General features: G+C 72.0%; 18 protein-coding genes and 1 tRNA gene. 7 read left to right on the forward strand and 12 right to left on the reverse strand.

The genetic code is table 11. The features are described 5' to 3' along the window. Positions 1–2: 2 nt before the first annotated feature. A complete protein-coding gene (locus E1292_RS34620) occupies positions 3–848 on the reverse strand; it encodes a spermidine synthase (RefSeq protein ID WP_246090533.1) in 846 nt (281 codons plus the stop codon). Between the two features lie 42 nt (positions 849–890). Between E1292_RS34620 and E1292_RS34625 the strand changes: the two genes are divergently transcribed. The 4 genes from E1292_RS34625 to lat all read left to right on the forward strand — a co-directional run bounded on the left by E1292_RS34625 (position 891) and on the right by lat (position 5,093). Then, on the forward strand, positions 891–2,408 hold the full coding sequence (locus E1292_RS34625; protein WP_165974889.1) for a penicillin-binding transpeptidase domain-containing protein: 1,518 nt from the start codon (positions 891–893) through the stop codon (positions 2,406–2,408). A 70-nt stretch (positions 2,409–2,478) separates the two neighbouring features. Then, positions 2,479–3,126, forward strand: coding sequence for a PAQR family membrane homeostasis protein TrhA (gene trhA, locus E1292_RS34630; protein ID WP_132601059.1), 648 nt, complete (start codon positions 2,479–2,481; stop codon positions 3,124–3,126). A 97-nt stretch (positions 3,127–3,223) separates the two neighbouring features. Then, positions 3,224–3,766: an HdeD family acid-resistance protein gene (locus tag E1292_RS34635; RefSeq protein ID WP_132601062.1), complete on the forward strand. Its 543-nt coding sequence runs from the start codon at positions 3,224–3,226 to the stop codon at positions 3,764–3,766. A 58-nt stretch (positions 3,767–3,824) separates the two neighbouring features. Beyond that, positions 3,825–5,093 carry an L-lysine 6-transaminase gene (gene lat, locus E1292_RS34640; protein WP_132601084.1) on the forward strand — a complete coding sequence of 423 codons (1,269 nt, stop codon included), beginning with the start codon at positions 3,825–3,827 and terminating at the stop codon, positions 5,091–5,093. A 6-nt stretch (positions 5,094–5,099) separates the two neighbouring features. Here lat and E1292_RS34645 read toward each other — a convergent pair whose 3' ends face one another. The 9 genes from E1292_RS34645 to E1292_RS34685 all read right to left on the reverse strand — a co-directional run bounded on the left by E1292_RS34645 (position 5,100) and on the right by E1292_RS34685 (position 15,502). Then, positions 5,100–6,320, reverse strand: a complete 1,221-nt coding sequence (locus tag E1292_RS34645; RefSeq protein WP_220447209.1) for an NAD(P)/FAD-dependent oxidoreductase — start codon at positions 6,318–6,320, stop codon at positions 5,100–5,102. A 345-nt stretch (positions 6,321–6,665) separates the two neighbouring features. Beyond that, positions 6,666–6,890: a helix-turn-helix domain-containing protein gene (locus tag E1292_RS34650; RefSeq protein ID WP_132601090.1), complete on the reverse strand. Its 225-nt coding sequence runs from the start codon at positions 6,888–6,890 to the stop codon at positions 6,666–6,668. 158 nt (positions 6,891–7,048) lie between these two features. After that, positions 7,049–7,121, reverse strand: a tRNA-His gene (locus E1292_RS34655). A gap of 67 nt (positions 7,122–7,188) precedes the next feature. Next, positions 7,189–7,782 (reverse strand): oligoribonuclease, encoded by a 594-nt coding sequence (gene orn / locus E1292_RS34660; protein WP_132601093.1) that lies wholly within the window; start codon positions 7,780–7,782, stop codon positions 7,189–7,191. A 69-nt stretch (positions 7,783–7,851) separates the two neighbouring features. Then, complete coding sequence (locus tag E1292_RS34665; RefSeq protein WP_132601096.1) at positions 7,852–8,982, reverse strand: DUF2510 domain-containing protein; 1,131 nt, start codon at positions 8,980–8,982, stop codon at positions 7,852–7,854. A 123-nt stretch (positions 8,983–9,105) separates the two neighbouring features. After that, positions 9,106–10,464, reverse strand: a complete 1,359-nt coding sequence (locus E1292_RS34670) for a protein kinase family protein (RefSeq protein ID WP_132601099.1) — start codon at positions 10,462–10,464, stop codon at positions 9,106–9,108. Positions 10,465–10,485: 21 nt separating this feature from the next. Next, on the reverse strand, positions 10,486–12,174 hold the full coding sequence (locus E1292_RS34675) for a serine/threonine-protein kinase (RefSeq protein WP_132601102.1): 1,689 nt from the start codon (positions 12,172–12,174) through the stop codon (positions 10,486–10,488). A gap of 106 nt (positions 12,175–12,280) precedes the next feature. Then, complete coding sequence (locus tag E1292_RS52335; RefSeq protein WP_181958341.1) at positions 12,281–14,779, reverse strand: serine/threonine-protein kinase; 2,499 nt, start codon at positions 14,777–14,779, stop codon at positions 12,281–12,283. Between the two features lie 84 nt (positions 14,780–14,863). Further along, complete coding sequence (locus E1292_RS34685; protein WP_132601105.1) at positions 14,864–15,502, reverse strand: pyridoxamine 5'-phosphate oxidase family protein; 639 nt, start codon at positions 15,500–15,502, stop codon at positions 14,864–14,866. A 75-nt stretch (positions 15,503–15,577) separates the two neighbouring features. Here E1292_RS34685 and pdxR point away from each other — a divergent pair, with 75 nt between their 5' ends. Next, on the forward strand, positions 15,578–17,020 hold the full coding sequence (gene pdxR, locus E1292_RS34690; protein WP_132601108.1) for a MocR-like pyridoxine biosynthesis transcription factor PdxR: 1,443 nt from the start codon (positions 15,578–15,580) through the stop codon (positions 17,018–17,020). On the opposite strand, the gene E1292_RS34695 is transcribed toward pdxR, so the two are convergent. Continuing rightward, positions 17,001–18,134 carry a DegT/DnrJ/EryC1/StrS family aminotransferase gene (locus tag E1292_RS34695; protein WP_132601111.1) on the reverse strand — a complete coding sequence of 378 codons (1,134 nt, stop codon included), beginning with the start codon at positions 18,132–18,134 and terminating at the stop codon, positions 17,001–17,003. The two genes, pdxR and E1292_RS34695, sit on opposite strands and share 20 nt — an antisense overlap. Further along, on the reverse strand, positions 18,131–19,213 hold the full coding sequence (locus E1292_RS34700; RefSeq protein ID WP_165974890.1) for a GNAT family N-acetyltransferase: 1,083 nt from the start codon (positions 19,211–19,213) through the stop codon (positions 18,131–18,133). The genes E1292_RS34695 and E1292_RS34700 overlap by 4 nt, the downstream gene beginning before the upstream one ends. A gap of 158 nt (positions 19,214–19,371) precedes the next feature. On the opposite strand from E1292_RS34700, the gene E1292_RS34705 reads away from it, so the two are divergent. Together E1292_RS34705 and E1292_RS34710 are read left to right on the forward strand one after the other, a co-directional pair. Then, positions 19,372–20,403, forward strand: coding sequence for a phosphotransferase family protein (locus E1292_RS34705; protein ID WP_132601114.1), 1,032 nt, complete (start codon positions 19,372–19,374; stop codon positions 20,401–20,403). A 123-nt stretch (positions 20,404–20,526) separates the two neighbouring features. Then, a complete protein-coding gene (locus E1292_RS34710; RefSeq protein WP_132601117.1) occupies positions 20,527–21,279 on the forward strand; it encodes an SDR family oxidoreductase in 753 nt (250 codons plus the stop codon). Positions 21,280–21,331 lie beyond the last annotated feature (52 nt).

Below are 21,331 nucleotides of genomic sequence, written 5' to 3' on the forward strand. Positions count from 1 at the left end.
GGTCAGCCGAAGACGGCGGGCGGGGGGACGGGCGCCAGGACGGGGTCGCCGTCGTTGATGGGGGCGGCCCCGGCGACGAAGTTGGTCAGCGCCTCGCCGTGCACGCATCGTGCCTGGGTCAGGCCCCCCGCCGCCCTCCGGCTCAGCAGGTCGAGCGGGAGCGTGGTGCGGGACGCGGCCACGATGAGGTTGCCGAAGCGGCGGCCGCGCATGATCCCCGGCTCGGCCATCAGGGCCACGTGGCCGAAGGCGGCCGTCACGGTGGCCAGCAGGCGCCGGGCGAACGCCAGCCCCTTGCCGTCGGCCAGGTTGATCAGCAGGGTGCCCGGCGGTCGGAGGACGCGTGCGATGTCGCCCATGTACTCGGCCGTGGCCAGCTCCACCGGCATCGTCGCGCCGGAGAAGGCGTCGAGCACCACCAGGTCGGCCGAGGCGTCCCAGATCTTGGCGGTGCCCTCGCGGCCTCCGTCGACGATGACCTTCAGTTTGGGGACGGACCGGAGGTTCAGCTGCTCGCGTACGAGGTCGACCAGCAGGCCGTCGGGCTCGATCACGATGTGGCGGGAGCCGGGGCGGGTGGCGGCGACGTAGCGGGGGATCGTGCAGGCGCCGCCGCCCACGTGCAGGCAGCTCAGCGGCCCTTCTGCGAGGAGGTCGATCACGTCCGCCATGAGGCGGACATACTCGAATTCCAGAAATGTCGGGTCTTGTAGATCTACGTACGACTGAGGTACGCCATCCTTGGACAGCACCCAGCCGTCCTGCCTGTCCAGATCCCGGAGAAGTTCGATCTCGCCGAACGTCACCGGATAAAGGCCGGGCATCGGTTCCCGCTGTCCACGTGCCACGCTGATCCCTCCTGGGAGAACCGTATGCGACGAAGAAGACTGATGGTGCTCGTTGTCGCTCTTGTCGCGGTGCTTGGTGCGGGTGCGTTCGCCGTGATGGCGTCGAGCCGGGTCAGAGGGAGCGCGTCCGAGACCGCTGCGGCGTACTTCGCGGCGTGGCGCGAGGGCGACATCCTGGCCATGGCCCGCCTGGTGCACCAGCCGCCGGCCGACTTCTCCCAGCGGCACTACGCGCTGACGGAGGAACTGCACATCGAGTCCATCCAGCTCACTCCCGGCCAGGTGAAGGGCGCGGGAGGCGGGAGCGCCGAGGTGCCGTTCTCGGGGGTGCGGCAGCTCGCCGAGCTCGGGGCGTGGCCGTTCACCGGCATGTTGCGGCTCGGCGTACGCGGGCGGACCTGGAAGGTGTTGTGGGCGCCCGAGACGCTGCACCCCCTGCTCAAGGACGGCGGCACGCTGGAGCTGGGCGAGATCGAGGCGTCGGCGGCCGAGCTGGTCACCAGAGAGGGCCACAAGATCCCCAACGACAGCTACGCGGAGGCGTATCTCCATCCGCTCAAACCCGAGTTCGAGACCGCCAACCACGGCTGGGAGCTGGTGTCCAAGGTCCCGGGCCGGCCCGCCAGGCGGCTGCTGGCCCGCGCGCCCGAGGCCAACGTCGAGCGCACCACCCTGTCGCGTCCGGTCCAGGCGGCGGCCGCCAGGGCCCTGGACGGGGTGGACGACTCGGCGGTCATCGCCATCCGGCCGAGCACCGGTGAGATCCTGGCGCTGGCCGACCGCCTCAAGGACAACCACAGCGCCGTGCGGGACGTCTTCCCGCCCGGCTCCGTCTTCAAGACGATCACCGCCGCCGCGCTGCTCAAGTCGGGGCTCGACCCGTCGGCCCAGGTCGCGTGCCCCGGCACGTACACCATCCCGTTCCACCGGGCCTTCCAGAACGACGGCCAGGTGGACCGCGGCGTCGTCAGCTTCACCGACGCGTTCGCCCACTCCTGCAACACGACCTTCGTCCAGCAGGCCACCACCAGGATCGACGCCGACGCGCTGCGCGAGACCGCGGACGCGTGGGGGTTCGGCCGGCCCATCGCGACCGGCATCGGCGGGACCTGCGGCACCATGCCCGACACCGACGATCTCGACATGTTCGCCGCGGACGCGATCGGCCAGGGGCAGGTCGTCGCCACCCCGCTGTGCATGGCCGCGCTGGCCGCCGCCGTGCAGAGCGGCGTCCGGCGCTCGCCCAGGCTGCTGTCCAAGGAGCAGGTACGCCGCATCGACGGCCCGCCGCACGAGGACGTGCCCATGGACCAGGCGGTCGTGAGCGCGCTCCGCGACATGATGGCCGCCGTGGTCGACCACGGCACGGCCAGTGAGGCCGGGCTGCCCGAGGGCGTGGCGGGCAAGACGGGCACCGCCGAGGCCCCGGGCGACGAGGAGTCGCACGGATGGTTCATCGGATACCGCGATGACCTGGCCTTCTGCGTGTTCGTCCGGCATGGGGGATCGGGGCGCCGGGCGGCCGTGCCCATAGCGGCCCGTTTCCTCAACGGGTTGTGACCTGCGGGGCCTCGCGTTCCGGGGCCCGCCACCATGGGCGGCGAACCGAACCTACGGTACCGTAGGTTGCATGACGACCCTCACCGTCAAGCCACGGCTGCGGGGCTGGTTGCACACCGGAGCATTGCCCGTCACGCTGGTCGCGGGGTTCGTGCTCGTGGCGCTCGGCCCGACCCTCCAGGCACGCCTGGCCTCCACCGTCTACGCGATCACCTCGGCCCTGCTGTTCGGCATCTCGGCCACCTACCACCGCAGCACGCTCGGCCCCCGCCTGGCGGAGTTCCTGCGCAGGTTCGACCACGCCAACATCTACCTGATCATCGCCGGCACCTACACGCCCTTCGCCCTGCTGGCGCTGGACGGGGCGGCCAGGGTCGCGGTGCTCTCCGTCATCTGGGGCGGCGCGCTGGCCGGTGTGCTGTTCCGGGTGTTCTGGATGAACGCCCCGCGCTGGCTCTACACGGTCCTCTACCTGGCGCTGGGCTGGACCGCGATCTTCGTGATGCCGCAACTGCTGCAGGGCGCGGGCGTGGCCGCCGTCGTGCTGGTGGCCGTCGGCGGCGTGTTCTACTCGGCCGGAGCGATCGTGTACGGCCTGCGCCGCCCCGACCCGGCGCCCCGCTGGTTCGGGTTCCACGAGGTCTTCCACGCCTGCACCATCGCCGCCTACCTGGTGCAGTACATCGCGGTCTCGATCGTGGTCTACTCGCACGGGTGAACGCGGCGGTCGCTCGTGGCCGACGCTGCCGGCCGGTTCACTGACATTTGACCCGGTGCTGGTCTGTTTTCGGGTGCGTCGCGGAAAACAGACCAGCATGGGGGAAATCGCTAGTTCGTGGTGGATGCTGCTGGTGCGCGGTCTCGCGGCCATCATTTTCGGCTTCCTGGCGCTCATCTGGCCGGGCATCACGCTGATCGTGCTGGTGACCTTCTTCGCCGCGTACGCCCTGGTGAGCGGGGTGTTCGCGCTGCTGTCCGGTTTCCGCCACGGCGCCAGGTCGCGGGCCTGGCTCATCATCTCCGGGATCGTCGGCATCCTGGCCGGCATCGTGGCGTTCGCCTGGCCGGGGATCACCTCCATCGCCCTGCTCTACGTCGTGGCCTTCTGGGCCATCGTCTCCGGCGTCGCGGAGGTCGTCGCCGGCATCCAGCTGCGCAAGGACATCGACAACGAGTGGATGCTCATCGTCGGCGGCATCCTGTCGGTGATCTTCGGCGTCCTGCTGCTCATCTGGCCGGGAGCGGGCCTGCTCAGCCTCGTCTGGCTCATCGGCGCCTTCGCCATCCTGTATGGCATTTCCGAGATCGCCCTGGCGCTTCGCGTGAAGAACTTCACTTCCAGTCCACGTGTGCCGTAAATTTTACATATGAGAAGGCGTTCCTCGAAAGGAACGTACGACCCTACGTGGAGGCGCCATGGACGTGCACACCCGCCTTGCCCACCACCTGCTCGTCGACGGCTACCGCCTGGTGCTCGACCTGGAGCTCAGCCGCGGCTCCTGGCTCGTCGACGCCCGCGACGGCCGCCGCTACCTCGACTTCTACACCTTCTTCGCCTCCGCCCCCCTCGGCGTGAACCCGCCCTTCGACCCCGACTTCACCCAGCTCCTCGGCCAGGTCGCCCGCAACAAGCCGGCCAACCCCGACATCTACACCGAGCACCTCGCCGACTTCGTCGACACCTTCGTCCGCGTGCTCGGCGACCCCGCCCTCCCGCACCTGTTCTTCGTCGAGGGCGGCGCCCTGGCCGTCGAGAACGCGCTCAAGACCGCCTTCGACTGGAAGAGCCGCCGCAACGAGGCCGAGGGCCGCTCACGCGACCTCGGCACCAAGGTCCTGCACCTGACCAAGGCCTTCCACGGCCGCAGCGGCTACACCCTGAGCCTGACCAACACCGAGCCGGGCAAGACCGACCGGTTCCCCATGTTCGACTGGCCGCGCATCGACGTGCCCGCCATCCACTTCGGCGACGTCGAGGCGGCCGAGCAGCGCTCCCTCGCCCAGGCCAGAGAGGCGTTCGAACGCCACCCCCACGACATCGCCTGCTTCATCGCCGAGCCCATCCAGGGCGAGGGCGGCGACAACCACATGCGGCCGGAGTTCCTCCAGGCCATGCAGCGCCTGTGCCACGAGTACGACGCCCTGTTCATCCTCGACGAGGTGCAGACCGGCGGCGGGACGACCGGGACGCCGTGGGCGTACCAGCAGCTCGGGCTGGAGCCCGACGTGGTGGCGTTCGCCAAGAAGGTGCAGGTCGGCGGGATCATGGCCGGTCGCAGGGTGGACGTGGTGCCGGACAACGTGTTCCAGCTGAGCGGCCGCATCAACTCCACCTGGGGCGGCGGCCTGGTGGACATGGTGCGCAGCCGGGGCATCCTCGAGATCGTCGAGCGCGACGGCCTGATCCGGCGCGCCGCGACCCTGGGCACCGTGCTGCTCGAACGCCTCACCAAGCTGGAGGCCGAACACCCCGAGACGATGGCGAACGTGCGTGGCCGGGGCCTCATGTGCGCGTTCGACCTGCCCGACAGGGCCGCCCGCGACGCCCTGGTGGCCAGGCTCAGGGAGGACCAGGGGGTGGTGGTGCTGCCGTGCGGCCCCCGCTCCGTACGCCTGCGGCCGGCGCTGAACATCTTGGAGAGCGACATCGACCACGGCATGGCGGCCCTGGCCGCGGCGCTCTGAGCGGCGTCACTGCGTGACGCTGGTGGCGGTGCGGCGCGGCCCGAAGTAGCGCCAGAAGAAGTTGATCAGCACGTTGACCCGGTTGCGCCCGCCCAGCAGGTACGCCACGTGCACGAAGATCCACACCAGCCAGGCGGGCAACCCGCGCATGGTCATCCCGTTGGACAGCTGCAGCACCGCCTCCGCCTTGCCGACGGTGGCCATGATGCCCGGGTCACGGTAGGAGAAGCGCCGCAGCGGCCTGCCGTGCGCGGCGGCCAGGATCTGCCGGCCCACGTGCTTGCCCATCTGGATCGCCGGCTGGGCGAGCTGGGGCAGCGGGTCCGGCTGCCCCGACAGGTCACCGGCCACGAAGATCTCGGGGTGGTCGCGTACGTTCAGCGCCTCCGTCAGCGTGACCCGGCCGCCCTTGCCCTGCGGCAGGCCCCAGTCGGACACCTGTTTGGGGGCGGCGACGCCGAGCGCCCACACGGTCACGTCGCTCGGCAGCCGGGTGCCGTCCTCGAGTATCACCGCGTCCGGTTCCACGGACGCCACCGTCGCCCCCAGCCGCAGCTGCACCCCTCTCCTGCGCAGCGCCTCGGCCGCCAAGTCGCGCAGCCGCGGCTTGTATGGCGACAGCACGAAGTCGAACCGTTCGACGAGCGTCACGCTGGTCTGGTCGGGGCGGAGCTCCGGATGCGTCAGCGGCGTCGTGTGCCGGCGCAGCTCGGCCAGCGTGCCCGCCATCTCGACGCCGGTCGCGCCCGCGCCCACCACCACGACATGCGTGCTCTCGCGCCGGCCCGCCGCGGTGTCCTCCAGGTAGTGCTGGAGCCGCCGGCGCAGCGCCGCCGCGTCACCGAGCGAGTAGATCGGCAGCGCGTTCTCCGGCGCGCCCGGCACGTTCAGCCAGTTGGTGGTGACGCCCGTGGCCAGTACGAGGTAGTCGTAGTCGAGCCCGCTGCCGTCGTCGAACTCCACCCGCCGCTCCGCGGGCAGCACCTTGCTCACCGCCGCCCGGCGGGCCCGCACGTTCGGCCACCTGGCCGCGAACGTCCTGATGGGATAGGACACGTCGGCCGTGCCCATTCCCGCCGTGGCCACCTGGTAGAGCAGCGGCTGGAAGGTCGAGTAGGGGTTGCGGTCGACGAGCGTCACCAGCGCGCCGCCCTTGGCCAGTTCCCGGGTCGCGTTCAGCCCGGCGAAGCCGGCTCCCACGACGATGACTCGTGGTCTCCTCGCCATGTCAGGTCCTCTCCCCGCGAACGGCGTCATGCATGCCTATGGCACCGACAGCGGCTTTTAAACCACCACCGGGGGAGACAGGCGCCCCTCCGGGCGACCCCCCGTGTCGCGAGCCGCTCGGCCGAGGCCGGCAGGGAGGCGGCCCGGGTCAGCGGCCCGGGTCAGCGGCCCGGGTCAGCGGCCCGGGTCAGCGGCCCGGGTCAGCGGCCCGGTCAGCGGCCCGGTCAGCGGCCCGGGTCAGCGGCCCGGTCAGCGGCCCGGTCAGCCGCGGGGTCAGAGGGCTCGGGCGCAAGGGAGCGGCCCACCGGTGGACCCGTTCCGGTGGGTGTTCCTTGGCGCGGGCGGCTATTTCTGGCGGGACTGCCACAACCCGATGGCGGTGACGCGTGAGCTGACGCCGAGCTTCGCGTAGATACGGTTGACGTGGTTTTTCACCGTTTTCTCGCTGAGGAACAGGCGCTGCGCGATCTGACCGTTGGACTGGCCAGTGGCGATCAGGTCCATGACCTCGGCTTCGCGTTTGCTCAGGGACGTGAACACGCTATCGAACGCTGCGTCGTCGACTCTCATCCGGCCTCCGGGGGCGCGCAGACGGTCAGATCGCCGATGGCCCCCGTGCTTCCGGCGTTAGCGGTAGACAGCGAGCATAACTCGCATTGTCAGGATTTGGGGCCGTTGTCGGGAGAAAACGACAACGGCCGGTCCCGAAGGACCGGCCGTTGGTTCAGGGTGAGTGAAGGGACTTGAACCCTCGACATCCAGGACCACAACCTGGCGCTCTACCAGCTGAGCTACACCCACCACGGCCGCCGCTGCGCGGTGGCACAAGAAAAGTGTAGCGGTGTTCGGGAGTCTTTACGCCACTGGTTTAGTCGCTGACACGCTCGGCAAGCGCTCTCGCGGTGGCCGAATCGGGCCCCGGCTGGGCCACGAAGATCGCGGCGCGGTAGTAGCGAAGCTCCCTGATGCTCTCCGTGATATCCGCCAGAGCACGGTGTCCGCCCTGTTTTTCCGGGGCGGCGAAGTAGACCCGTGGATACCACCGGCGGACCAGTTCCTTGATCGACGAAACGTCGATCATCCGGTAGTGCAAATAGGCATCGACCCCGGGCATGTCGCGCGCGATGAACGTGCGGTCCGTGCCGATCGAGTTGCCGCACAGCGGCGCCTTCTTCGGCTCGGGCACGTGGCGGCGGATGTAGTCGAGCACGAGCGACTCGGCCTCCGCCAGCGTCACGCCGCCCGGCAGCTCGGGCAGCAGCCCGGAGGCGGTGTGCATCTCGCGCACGACCTCCGACATCTGCTCCAGCGACTCGGGCGGCGGCTTGATGACCACGTCGACACCTTCGTCCAGCTGCCGGAGCTCGCTGTCGGTGATGACGCACGCCACCTCGACGAGCGCGTCGCGCCCGAGGTCGAGCCCGGTCATCTCGCAGTCGATCCAGACCAGCAAGTCACTCATTCGCTCTCCTCGCACAGCGGCTCGGAGCAATCCGCCCGCTTGTTACCCCCACCAGCCTAGTGCCACAGGTCATGCGGGCTTGAGCGAGCCGACGACCTCGCTCACCACATCGGTGCCCAGATTGTCGGGGACGGAGACGTAGACGATGGCCGGCCGCTGGTCCTCGCCCCGGTCCATGAGCACGATGGCGCCGTTCTCCTTCTTCCACTTGTAGCCGTTCTCCTCCGACACCTTGCTGAAGTCGAGCTCGAACTGCAGGATCCAGGCGTCGTGGTCGCCGATCTTCATCGCCTTGTCCTCGACGATCTTGCTCTCGTGCGCGAGCCGGTAGTACCTGGTGAAGTTCACGAAGACGGCCTTGGCCGTGTCACTCATACCGCTGACGCCGGAGTAGGGGTAGAGCTGGTTGAGCACGCCCGCGTAGACGTTGCCGATCCAGTCGCCGTCGCCCTGATAGTTCTCGTGCGAGGTCTTCTGCACCCCGCTCGACCACTTCTGCTGGGTGGGGTCAGGGCTGTTGATGTCGCTGGAGGCGGGCACCGTCCAGTCGTCGGGCACCTCGAAGGAGATCCCGGCCTGCGGGTCGGTGACCCGGCCGCTCACCGGTTGCGGGAGCTCGGGGCCCTGGCTGGGCGGCGGCTGGCTCGACGGGGGATCGTTGGTGGGCGGCTCCGGCTGGAACGTGTCGGTCGGCGACGGGCCGGCCAGGGGTTCGGTGCCGGCGCGGTTGACGAGGACGACGCCGCCGACGATGATCAGCGCGACCACCACGAGCGCCGCCAGCCCGCCGAACACCCACGGCATCGGGTTGCCCTGCCTGGGCGGCGGGCCTTGGCCGGGCCCGGGCAGCGGAACGCCGCCCCACTGCTGCGTGGGCGGTGCGGGCTGGCCGTAGGCCGACTGCCCGTACGTCGGGCTGCCGTACCGGAGCGTGGGGTTGGCCGGTGTCACCGACCAGCCAGGGTCCGGCTGCGGCCCGGAACCCGGTGACGGGGGTTCCGGAGCCTGCGACCGGGGCTCGGAACCGTGCGGCTGGAAATCGGGGCCGTGCGCCTGGGGCCCGGTGACCGGCTGCCTGGGGGCGCCGGCGGCCGGCTCCTGCGCGTGGGTGGCGTCGGTCCACTGGCTGCCGTCCCACCAGCGCAGCCGGGGCTCTCCATAGGGGTCCGGGTACCACCCCGCGGGGGTCTGCGTGGTCATGTTCGCCAGATTAGTCCTCTCTCCCGCGAAACCCGGACTCTCTGGCTCGGCGGCCCGGGCCCGGAGGCTTCGCCGAGGCGGTCGTACGCGGGTCCGGGCGAAGCCGGCCGGGAACGGCCGTGTTCAGCACTTGTAGGTGAAGGTCGCCTTGTCCGATCGCGCGGGGCCCGGCGTGAGGACGTGCAGCGTCGCCGTGGCCTTGACGGTGCTCTTCCCCTGGAGCTTCCAGCGCAGCGGCAGCGAGTACGACGTCTGATCGGCCCTGGTGCGCAGCGTCCCCTTGACGACTTCCTCGTCCAGGCTCTTGCGCCATTCGAAGGCGATCTCGCCGGGCGCCCCGTTGGTGACCACCTTGCCGGTGATCAGGACGGAGCTGCCGCAGCCCTGGGTCTTCTTCGGCGCCGTCACCTCGACCGACGCGATCGCCAGCTCGGGCGTGACGCCCAGCCCGTACCAGGCCGCAAGCGCCCCCGCCATGACGGCGGCGAACACCGCGGTGGACAGGATCGTGCGCCGGCGCCGGGATCGCGAGGCCTTGTCCGCCTTCTCCGGGCGCGCGGCGGGTTTGCCGCGCCCGTCCCGCCAGATCCGCTCGGCCGTGGTCTGCGGGCGCTGCGGCTCCGTGCCGACTCCCGGCCCGAACTGCACGGGCCCCGGGGACCGGCCGGGCACGTGCAGCAGCGTGACGATGTCACCCTCGTCCTGCGGCACGACCGGCGGCTGCGCGTACGCGGGCGGCTGCGCGAACGCCGACCTGCCGCTCGCCGCCCGGGCCAGCGCGTCCCTGCTGATCGTGCCGCCGGGCAGCGCCGACCGCTCGGTGACCAGCGTGTCCCTGGCGGCGGCCAGGCCGAGGGTGGTGGCCGTGGTGGCGGCGCGGGTGAACAGCCCGGCGGCCTCCGGCGTGCTCCGCTCGCAGGAGGCGGCCAGCCCGCGCGCCAGGGACGCCCAGCCGGTCGCGTCCCGCTCGGGTGGGGAGGCCTGGCCGCGGACGGCGTCGGACAGGCCGCGTTCCGACAGCAGCGCGGCGCCCTCCGCCGTGATCACCACCCTGCGCGGATGTACGGAGCCGTGCGTGACCCCGGCCGCGTGCAGCGCGAGCAGGGTCTGGGCGGTCTCCACCAGGACGGCCGCCGCGCCGCCTGCGGGGACCGAACCCGAGGCGAGCAGGTCGGCCACGGTGGGGCCGGCCGCCTGCGCGGTGAGCAGCCACACCTGGTCGCCGGTGGCCACGACGTCAGCCACCGGGATCAGCCCGGTCAGGCCGGCGAGCACGAGCCGCTGGTCGGTCAGCACCGACTGGACGACCCGGTCGCGGACGCCCGGCAGTACGATGATCTTGGGATCGAACAGCAGTGCCCCGGCCCTGCGGCCGTCGGGGGAGATGGCGTCGATCCAGTTGCCGAGCTCGGTCGTCCAGGTGTGCTGGGTGAGCCGGAAGCCGGCGATCCCGTTACCCGGGCCGTTCGCAGGGTTGTCCATCGCCGTTGCCCCCCGGCGTGTCTAGCGCTTCCCTCTGTGGCGCCTCGCCTTGCGGCGCTGCACCGCAAGTGTGACCGGAAGCGTGCCCGTCGTCACGAGCCCGGCCGCGAACAGCATGGCCGGCACCTGGCTGGAGGCGTCCTGCCGGGGCCGCTCCCCGGCGGTGGGCCGGTTCGTTCCCGGCTCGCTGCGCGGAGGTGTCCCAGTCCCTGGCGACTGCTCGCCTCCCGCCCCGTCGGAGGCGGGCGGTTGCGTGGGCTCGGTCGGCCGGGTCGTCGGGATGGTGAAGGTGGGCGCGGACGTCGGGGTGGGGTCGGGAGACTTCGACGGCGGCCGGTCACCGTCGGGCACGTGGACCTCGCCGCTGAGCCGCGGCCGGTCGGGGGTCGGCGTCGGGGTCCCGGTCGGCTTCCTGCTCTGCCGGGGCGTCCTGACCCGGGTGGGCGTGGGCCGGGGCTTCGGGGTGCGCGTCCGCGTGGCCCGGCGGCTGCTGGACGGGGTGGGCGGCGCCGTGTCGCGCGCGGTGGCCGCCGGCGTGGACGGCGTGGGCTCCGGCGTCCGGCCGGTCACCTCCGGCGAGGGCGCCGGCTCCTCCTCCGTCATCGCGGGCTCCGGCGTTCCCGGCTCGGTCGTGGCCGGTGTGATCCGGGTGACCTGCGCCTGCAACACCGGCTTGTCCTCGGCCGCGTTGACGAGGAGCACGATCGCGGCGGCCAGCACGACGGCGGCGGTGGCGCCGACGGCGAGCTTGGCGGGCAGCGTGCGCAGGAGGCGCGACGGGTCGCGGAAGCGGGTCTCGACCACCGTCGTGCCCGTCTCGGCCGGCTCGTCGAGCCCGGTCGGGAAGAACAGCACCAGCATGCCGGCCAGGGCGGCCAGGCGGCGGCGTCCGCGCTCCTCCCAGTCGGGGCCGTACGCCCCGGCCGCGACGGCCTCCAGCTCGGTCAGGAACGCCTCGGCCGACGGCGGGCGCTCGGCCGGGTCCTTGGCCAGGCCGCGTTCGACCAGGCCGCGCAGGTGCTCGGGCACGTCGCCGACCGGCGGGGCGGCGCTCTGGTGCTGGCGGGCCAGCGCGGCCAGGTTGGCCGCGCGGAAGGGGCGGGAGCCGGTCAGGCACTCGAAGAAGACGACGGTGGCGGCGTAGACGTCGGTGGCGGGCCCCGCCGGCGCGCCCGACCACTGCTCGGGAGCCATGTACGGGGGCGTGCCCGCGGGGCTCGCACCCTGGCCCGTCCTGACCGCGATGCCGAAATCCACCAGCTTGCTGGTGCCGTCGTCCTGGACCATGACGTTCTCGGGCTTGAAGTCGCGGTGCACGACGCCGACCGCGTGCGCCGAGGCCAGGCCCCTGAGCGAGCCCTTGAGCACGGTCAGCGCCGCCTCGGGGCCCGTGGGGCCCTCGGACCTGATGAGCTCGCGCAGGGAGACCCCGTTGATGAGCTCCATGATGATCGCCGCGCCCTGGCCGCTCTCGACGTAGTCGACGAGGCGGGCGTGATAGGCGCTCTGCAGCGTGGCGAGCAGCCGGGCCTCGTGCCGGAAGCGGGCGACGAACCCGACGTCGGAGCGGAGCTCGTCGCTGAGGTATTTGATGGCCACCTCGACGCCGTCGTAGTCGCGCCGGGCCAGGACCACGCGACCGGCGGCGCCCGCTCCGAGCTCGCGAACCGCGGTATAGCCAGGGACCCCCCACTGACCATCACCATGCATAGCGGTCTCCTCCGGAGTCGTGCGGGCCCCCACCTCATCAAACGGTCCGTAGCTTAACCAGAGGGAACCACAATCCCGCTACTGATATCGCTAGATGTCAGCATTGTCACCTGACGGTTCCGGGTGACTCCGCGCTCGGGCTCTTGGTGGGCTCGTCCTCCGGCTCCTCCTTGGGGCATTCCGGCGTGCTGCCGGAGGCGCTGGAGCCGCCGTTGCCCGCCGCGGGCACGGTGGCGGCCGTCACCGTCCACTTCGAGCCGCAACCCAGCTTGGCGGGCAGGCGCAGCGTCCTCGTGTACGAGGTGCCGCCGGACAGGGTGACCGTCCGGGTGCCCAGGCGTTCGCCGCCGGCCGCGAACGAGACGGTCAGGCGTACCCGCTGGGTGTCCGACGTCGTCACCGCGACCGTCGCGGCCAGGCCGCCGCCGGACGCCGCGGCCCGCCGGACCGACACCTGCCGCACGGCCGGAGGGCACGAGACCTGGGTGCGCGCGGTGGCCGTCCTGCCGCCCGCCCGCACGGTCACCGACAACGCCGCGCCGCACGGGCGTGACCGGAAGGTGTGAGCGAGCGAGCGGGCGTACGAGGTCCGGCCGGACAGGTTCGCGGAGCGGGTGGCGACCTGCTCCCCGTCGACCGCGAACTCGGCCCGTACGGGGATCTCCGCCGTGCCGCTCGCGTTCACCCGCAGCCGGGCGGTCGCGGTGCGGCCCGGCGCGGCCGGCAGGCCGAGCGAGACGCGCAGGCCCGTCACCTCGGCCGGGCAGGGCGGCAGGGTGAACGCGCCCGACGCGGCGCCGCCGGCCGCGGCGGGTGACGTGGTGACGGCCAGCCGGAGCGTGCCGCCGCACGGGCGCTCTCCCATGGCCCAGGTGAGCGTGCGGGTGTACGACGTGGCGCCGTTCAGGCGCACGCGCTGGACGAAGCCGTCCGTGCCGGGGGCCCGCCAGGTCGCGACGGCGACGACGGGGGCGGTGCCGCTGGTGCGCAGGGTGACCGTGCCCCGGGCGACCCCTTTCTCATCCACCGTGAGAGCGCCCACGCCGACCCGCAGCACCGAGGTGGCCGGTGAGGACGTCGGCGTGGTGGTGCCGGTGGGCCCGCCCGTCGCGGACCCGGATGGGTCCGGGGTCCGTACCGGCGCGGTGGTCGCGCCGGGACTCCGCACGGGCGTCAGGGTCGCGCCGGGGGTCCGTACCGGTGTGGTGGCGCGGGGCGCCCGCGTCGGGCTGGCGGTCGCGCGCGGCGGGGCGCCGCTCTCCTCGGGCGTGTTCGCGTCCGCCGAACTCGGCGGCGTGCTCTCGGACGTCGCTTCCGTGCCCGGCGGGCCCTCCGTGGGCGTCTCAGGGGCCGTCTCAGGGGTCGTCGCGCGCGTCGACTCCGGCCCGGCGCCGGGCGTCTCCGGCGGGCCGGAGACCGGTCCCGTCGAGAGCTCCGTCGGCGGCACCGCCGCCGCCGCGCCGATCTGCGCGGGCGGCGGCTGCCGGTTGGCCAGCACGACCGCCACGGTCACGGCCGTCGCCGCGGCCACACCGGCGGTCACGACCACGCGAGCCGCTTTCGAACGCATCCCGCGGAACGCCCTCACGCGGGCCGCTTTCAGGCGCATCCCCGGGGACACCCCCATGCGGGCCGTTTCCGAGCGCATCCCCTGGGACGTCCTCGCGCGGGCCGCTTTCGAGGCCGTTCCGCGGAACACCGTCCTGGCCAGCGACGTGCCGGCCTCAGGGGCGGGCGTTTCCGGCCGGGGCAGCAGCAGGGCGAGCAGCGCGACGAGCGCCGCCAGCCGCCGCCTGCCGCGCTCCTCCCAGTCGTCCCCGTACGCCGCCCTCGCGGTGGCCTCCACCTCGGCCACGAAAGCCGACGCGCTGGCCGGCCGCAGCGCCGGATCCTTGGCCAGGCCGCGGCTGATCAGCCCGCGCACCGGCTCTGCGACGTCGTGGGCGGGCACCGGGGCGTACAGGTGCTGGTAGCCCAGCACGCTGGGCTCGGTGGACCGGTACGGCCTGTGCCCGGTCAGGCACTCGAAGAAGACGGCCGTGGCCGCGTACACGTCGGTCGCGGGAGAGGTGGGCCGCCCCTCCCACAACTCGGGCGCCATGTAGGGAGGCGTGCCCTCGGGACGCGCGACCGTGCCCTGGCGCACCGCGATGCCGAAGTCGACGAGCTTGCTCACCCCGTCGTCGCGGACGATCACGTTCTCCGGCTTGTAGTCCCGGTGCACCAGACCGAGAGCGTGCGCCTTGGCCAGGCCGAGCAGCGAGCCCTTCAGCACCACCAGCGCCGCCTCCGGCCCGGTCGTGCCGTTCTCGCGCATCAGCGCCCGCAGCGAGACGCCGTTGACCAGCTCCATCACGATGGCCGCGCCGTGGGGGTCCTGGATGTACTCCCACAGCGTGGCGATGTGCGGGTCGCGGAGCGTGATCAGCAGCCGCGCCTCCGACTGGAACCTGGCCAGGGCGACGGGATCGCGCACCAGCTCGGAAGAGAGGTACTTGATCGCGACCTCGACGCCCGTCTCCTCGTGGACGGCCAGCGTCACCCGCCCGCTGGCACCCCGCCCGAGCTGCTTGATCTCCGTGTAACCTGGGGCGCTCCACTGCATATGCCTCTCCCATCAGGGCCGGCCCACCTGATGAGACGTGTGATCAAGGAGTCAGGTTTTCCAGGTGTGCCGGGCTTTATGGAACTACTCCCGAGAGAGGACGTGAACGGGCGTGGCGATACCTTCTGGGAGCACCGGATCTGGCTCCGGTTCGCCCCAGGACGTGACCAGGGGCAACACCCCGGCCCACACGGGCAGCTCGTAGTCCTCCGCCTCGTCCTTGGGGCCGCCGCGCCGGATCTTGACCGACGCCTCCTCCAGCGACAGCGCGAGCACGGCCGTGGCGGCCAGCTCCTTGCGCGAGGGCAGGCGGGCGTAGTCCCACTGGCCGGGCGCGAGCTGCTCGGACAGCGCCCGCAGCCCCTCCATGCGCTCGTCGGGGTCGGTCACCAGCCTGGGACGGCCGTAGATGATCGCCGAGCGGTAGTTGACGGAGTGGTGGAAGATCGAGCGGGCGAGCACGATGCCGTCCAGGTGGGTCACCGTGACGCACACCTCGCCCCCGTCGCCGGCCCGCAGGGACCGCGCGCCGGTGGAGCCGTGCAGGTAGAGGGTCTCGCCGATGCGGCCATAGCCCGTCGGCACGACCATGGGGTGGCCGTCGACGACCACCCCCAGGTGGCAGACCAGTCCGGAGTCCAGCACCTCGTAGAGATCGTTCCTGTCGGAGCTGCCGCGCTGCTTCTCGCGGCCGAGCGTGGTGCGCGAAGTGGTGGAGAGCATGGTTCGACCGTACGGGTGAAGTGGACCTATCCTGTAGGGCCACTATCGGCCCCTTCGTAGAGACCACTTTCGCAGGTGCACACTCCGCCATCCACCGCCGGCCGTCGGCCGCAGCCCACCGCCCGCACTCACGTCGACCTGCCCGTGTCCCTGTCGCGCGACTCGGCTGAGCCGCTCACGGCGCAGCTCGCCGGCTGGCTGCGCCGCGCCATGCTGGACGGCGCCCTGGCGCCCGGCGAGCGGCTGCCGTCCACGCGGGCGCTCGCGGTCCAGCTGGCGGTGAGCAGGACCGTGGTCACCGAGGCCTACCAGCAGCTCTACGCCGAGGGCTGGCTGGACGGGCGGCACGGCTCCGGCACGTACGTGGCCGACATCGAGACGCCGCGGCCGCCCCAGGAGAAGCCGTCACAGGAGGCGCGCGTGCCCGCCGAGCCGCCCCCAGACGGCGGGATCGACGGCGGGATCGACCTCAGGCCGGGCGAGCCATGGGTGCGCGACTACGACAGGGCGGCGTGGAAGCGGGCCTGGCGCAAGGCGGCCGACCTGCCGCCCGGCAGCTCGCCCGACCCCTACGGCCTGCCGCGGTTGAGGGAGCTGCTCGCCGACCACCTGCGCCGGGCCAGAGGGATGGCCGTCGGCCCGGAGAACGTCCTGGTCACCCGGGGCACCGGCAACGGGCTCGACCTGTGCGCGATGGCGCTGCTCGGCACGGGCGCCAGGGCGGGGGTCGAGGACCCCGGCTACCACGTGGCGCGCACGGTCTTCGCGGCCAGGGGCGCGGAGGTGGTGCCGTGCCCCGTGGACGCCGACGGCGTCGTCGTCGACGGGCTCCCCCACGACCTGCGCGTGCTCTACACCACGCCCGCCCACCAGTATCCGCTGGGCGGCCGGCTGCCGATCCCGCGCAGGGAACGCCTGCTGGCCTGGGCAAGGAGCACCGGCGCGACGATCGTCGAGGACGACTACGACGCCGAGTTCCGCTACGACGTCGCCCCGCTGCCCGCCCTCTACGGCCTCGACCCCGCGCGGGTGGTGCTCCTGGGCACGCTCTCCAAGACCCTCGCCCCCGACGTCGGGGTCGGCTGGCTGGTCGGGGACCCCGCGCTCGTCGAGCGGATCGCCGGGCTGCGCCGCACGGTGGCCGACCGCACCAGCGGCCCCGTGCAGCAGGCCGTCGCCACCCTCCTGGAGCGCGGCGACCTCGACCGGCACCTGCGCAGGATGCGCCTGGAATACGCGCGCCGCCGCGCGCTGGTCGTCGAGCTGCTCGGGCCCGTCTGCAGGCTGCGCGGCGACACGGCGGGGCTGCACGTGCTGGCCGAGCTGCCCGAGACCGTCGCCCCCGCGGTCGTCGCCCGGGCCAGGGAACACGGCGTCCTGCTCGACTCCATCGAGCGCCACCACCACGGCCGTTCCCGCCTGCACGGCCTGGTGATCGGGTACGGCTCCGCCTCGCTCGCCGACGTCCGGCGCGGCTGCCACGTCCTGGCCGGCCTGATCAGGCAGATGGCCGGCTGACGGGGTCCTCCGGGGGCTCAAGACGGCTCAGGACGGGCAGGGCGCGGGCGGCGTACATCGGGTCGACGGGCAGCACGTTCCGGGCCCACCAGCGCGCGGGGCCGGGGTGCGGTGACGCCTCGGCGTAGGCGGGCGCGTAGTCGTCGTACGGCGGGTCGTACAGGTAGCCCGTCGCCACCCCGTGCCGCTCCAGCTCGGCGATGGCCGCGTCCCTGTCGCGCACCAGCAGCGGCACGCGGAACAACGGCTGGTCCAGGTTGTCGCGCACCGCCGGCGCGACCGTGGGCAGCTCGGCCAGCCGCCGGACGCCCGCCAGGCGGCGGGCCCGCGTCCGGGGCACCTGGGCCACCCGCCTCGACCGGTACCACCGGACGAGCCGGCCCCGGTGACGGCGGTAGTGGTGCAGGTCGGCGCGGACCCAGGGGTCGAAGGGCGGCAGCGCGGGCGCCTGCTTGAGCGCCTCACGCAGCCCGCCGGGGTCGAGCGGGATCCGGTAGCCCTCGCGCGACTCGTGCAGGCCGAGGGCCCTGGAGAGCACGAGCGCGGGGCGTACGAGGTTGGCTCGGAGCGCCACCTGGCGGGCCGCCGACGTGGCCACGCTCATCAGGTCGGCGCGCAGGGAGCCGGGGGCCAGCAGCTCGTCGCGGGCGCGGGCCAGCGCCCTCATGTCCGACGCGTTCTCGACCGCGAGCACGCCGCCCGAGCCGGCCCCGGCGTGTTTGGAGAGGCTGAAGACGCCCGCCTGGCCGAACGTCCCCAGTGGCCGGCCGTCGACGTGGCTCTCCATGGCGTGGGCCACGTCCTCGATGAGGATCTTGCCGGTGAGGGCGGAGACGCGGTCGGGCAGGCCGTACAGGTTGGTGGTCAGGACCGCGTCCACACCGTCGAGGTCCACCAGGGAGACGTCGATGTTGCCGTCACGGGGGGAGAGCGGCGCGATCACCGGCTGCAGCCCGGCCGCCAGCACCAGGAACAGGATCTCGTCGGCGGAGGTGGGCGACATGAGCAGCCGCTGACCGGGCAGGCACCAGTGGCGTAACGCCAGGTAGAGGCCGAGCCGGTTGGAGGGAAGCGACAGACAGTGACGGCCCGTGCGCTCTGCGATTAAATTCATCCTTGTAGGACAGTACGCAGCTTTCCGTACGTTTTCAACGCCTTGTCGGCCGTCTTGAGCAAGATCGGGTTGGCCATCACCGTGGCGCGCGTCTTGCGCGCGGGCACCCGCAACATCCAGTGCAGCCCCGCCGCCGCGCCGGCCCTGGCCACCCGCCCCTCGGCCACCTGCAGCTCGCCGGTCTTGAGCTTGTCTTTGTACTCCTTCTGGCCGCGGCCCATGTCGATGACGCGGATGCCGGCATCGGCGGCGCGCTCGGCCATCGCGAGATGGTGGATGAGGCCGGGGGAGTATTTCCCGAAGCCGGGGTCGTAGGCGGGGAACCAGCCGACCAGCGTGGTGCCGGTGCGCAGCCCGAAGTGCCCGGCCACCGGCCGGTCGTCGGCGTAGACCATGTCGAGCACCCCGGCGAAGCTCTCCGACCGGGTGGCCAGCAGCCGTTCGACCAGCTCCACGATCCACCGGTGGGAGAACCGGTCGGTGCGGCCCGTGCGGCGGTATTGGTCGGTCTTCCAGCCGAGCAGCGTGCGCAGCGGCGCCATGTCGGTGCTCGCGAAGTCGTGGCGGATCCTGCCGACCTCGCGCTCCAGCTTGCGCGCCTTGGCCAGGGTTGATTTGTACGTCTTGCCGGAGTGCTGCCTCAGGAACTCGGTGTAGCGGTCGTAGCCGTCGCTCAGGTCGATGATCGGCGACGGGTGCCGCTCGTGCCGGGAATCCAGCAACGGCTGCCCGGCCACCAGGTGGTCGAACTCGTAGACCGACAACCCGCAGTCCTTGATCAACCGCCGGGGGTCGATTTCGAGGTCCTTGACGTGGACGATGCCCTGCGCGTCGGTGAGCCCGGCGGCGACCGGCTTGCCGATGCCCAGCGGATGCCGCTCGAAGGGGAAGAACCCGACGATCTCCGGACCGTCGTGCAGCACGGCCACGCGGACGACATCGCGGACTTCGCCCACCGTGATCGTGAACTCGGGGGACAGGAAGGGGTTGTCGAAGACGGTGCCGGGCTCCTGGAGGCTCCGCCACCGATCGATCTCGGGCTCTCCCAGCTCACGAGGCAGGGCAAGGGTGACGCGCATGGGCTCCTACTGTGTGCAGCCACTCTCTGTCCAGCGTCTGGGCAGACGTGTACTTCCCCAGAGTAAAGGATCTCACGCCGTGCGGATCGCCGCTGGTCTGGAACGTTACGCAACTGCCAGCTGGCATTCAGCACCGAATAAGGTTCTAATGTGTGTTCATGACCGTACCTGGCATCGACCACCCCAGTCTGGTCGCGTGGATGGGCCGGAACGTGCCCGACGCGGGCGAGCCCCTGTCCGTCTCGCTGATCTCGGGTGGGCGGTCGAACCTGACGTATCTGGTCGAGGCCCGCGACCGCCGGCTGGTGCTGCGCCGGCCACCGCTCGGCCATGTGCTGCCCACCGCCCACGACATGCGGCGCGAGTTCCGGGTCATCTCCGCCCTCGCGCCGACGCCCGTCCCGGTGCCGGGTCCTGTCGCGTTCTGCGCCGACGAGGACGTGATCGGGGCGCCGTTCTACCTCATGGAGTACGTGGCCGGCGCCGCCGTGCGGACCAGGGAACAGCTCGGCGAGCACACGCCCGAGCAGGCGCGCCGGCTGTCGGAGCGGCTGGCCGAGGTGCTGGCGGCCATCCACGCCGTCGACTACCGCGCCGTCGGGCTCGAGGGCTTCGGGCGGCCGGAGGGCTACCTGGCCAGGCAGCTCGACCGGTGGTGCCAGCAGTGGGAGCGGTCGAAGACGTCGGAGTCGCCGGCGTACTACCGGCTCGTCGACCGGCTGCGGGAACGGCTGCCCGCCGAGTCCGCCGGCACGCTGGTGCACGGCGACTACCGGCTCGACAACACGCTGATCAGGATGGGGGAGCTGGAGATCGCGGCCGTGGTCGACTGGGAGATGTCCACCCTCGGTGACCCGCTGGCCGATCTGGGGCTCACGCTGACGTACTGGCACGACGCGGGGGACGACGAGCGGGCGGAGATCCCGGTGGCGGGCGACGTGACGGTGGCGCCCGGGTTCATGAACGCCGCCGAGTTCGCGAGCCACTACATCAAAACGTCAGGCCGGGAAGTTTCGGATCTCGGATTCTACGTCGCCTTCGGCAACTTCAAGCTGGCGGTCATCGTGGAGGGTATCCACGCCCGCTTCCGGCAAGGTAAGACCGTGGGAGAGGGATTCGACCGCATCGGCTCCGCCGTACCCACGCTGATCGCCCGCGCCCACCGCATGCTCGACCAGCACCAGAGATGATCGACCGGCACCAAGGATGATCGACCGGCACCAGAGACGATCGACCGGCACCAGAGACGATCGACCGGCACTGAGACGCTCGACCAGCCTGGGCCCCCGGGCCTCGACCCCGCAAGGAGCGCCATGAGCACAGTTGCACTGATCACCGGAGCGGCCAGCGGCATCGGAGCCGCCGTGGCACGCCGGCTCTCGGCCGGCGGGGTCAAATGCGTGCTCGTCGACCGCGACGGCGAGGGCGTGGAACGGCTGGGCAAGGAGGTCGACGGCGCGTGGCTGGCCGCCGACGTCAGCGAGGAGCAGGCCTCGATCGAGGCCGTCGCGCTGGCCGAGCAGCGGTACGGCCGGCTCGACCTGGTCCATCTCAACGCCGGCGTCAGCGGGCGGGTGGATCTGGCCGACTTCGACGTCGAGCGCTACCGCCAGGTGGTCGGCGTGAACGTGGACGGCGTCGTCTTCGGCGTCCGGGCCAGCGTCCCGCTCCTCGCCCGCTCCGGCGGCGGCGCCATCGTGGCCACCTCGTCGCTGGCCGGGCTCGTGGCCTTCTCCGGCGACCCCGTCTACACGATGACCAAGCACGCCGTCGTCGGCCTGGTCAGGGCGCTGGCCGAGCCGCTGGCCGCCCAGAACATCCGCATCGGCGCCGTGTGCCCCGGGTTCACCGACACGCCGCTGGTCGCGGCGGCGCGGGAGATGTTCGTCAACGCGGGCTTCCCGCTGCTCACCGCAGACGACGTGGCCGCCGCCGTCGAGTCCGCCTTCTACGCGGAAACCCCGGGCACCCTTCTCATCGTCCAGCCCGGCAGACAGCCGGTGCCGTACCGTTATGCCGGGGTGCCCGGCCCAGCGGGCGGCCAGCGGCCACCGCGTGCGGATTGACGGTTAGCGATCCGCAAGTGGGACGATTAGCGTCATCAAGGCTGGGCTACGC

This window comes from Nonomuraea deserti, from assembly GCF_004348685.1.
Classification (GTDB): Bacteria; Actinomycetota; Actinomycetes; order Streptosporangiales; family Streptosporangiaceae; genus Nonomuraea; species Nonomuraea deserti.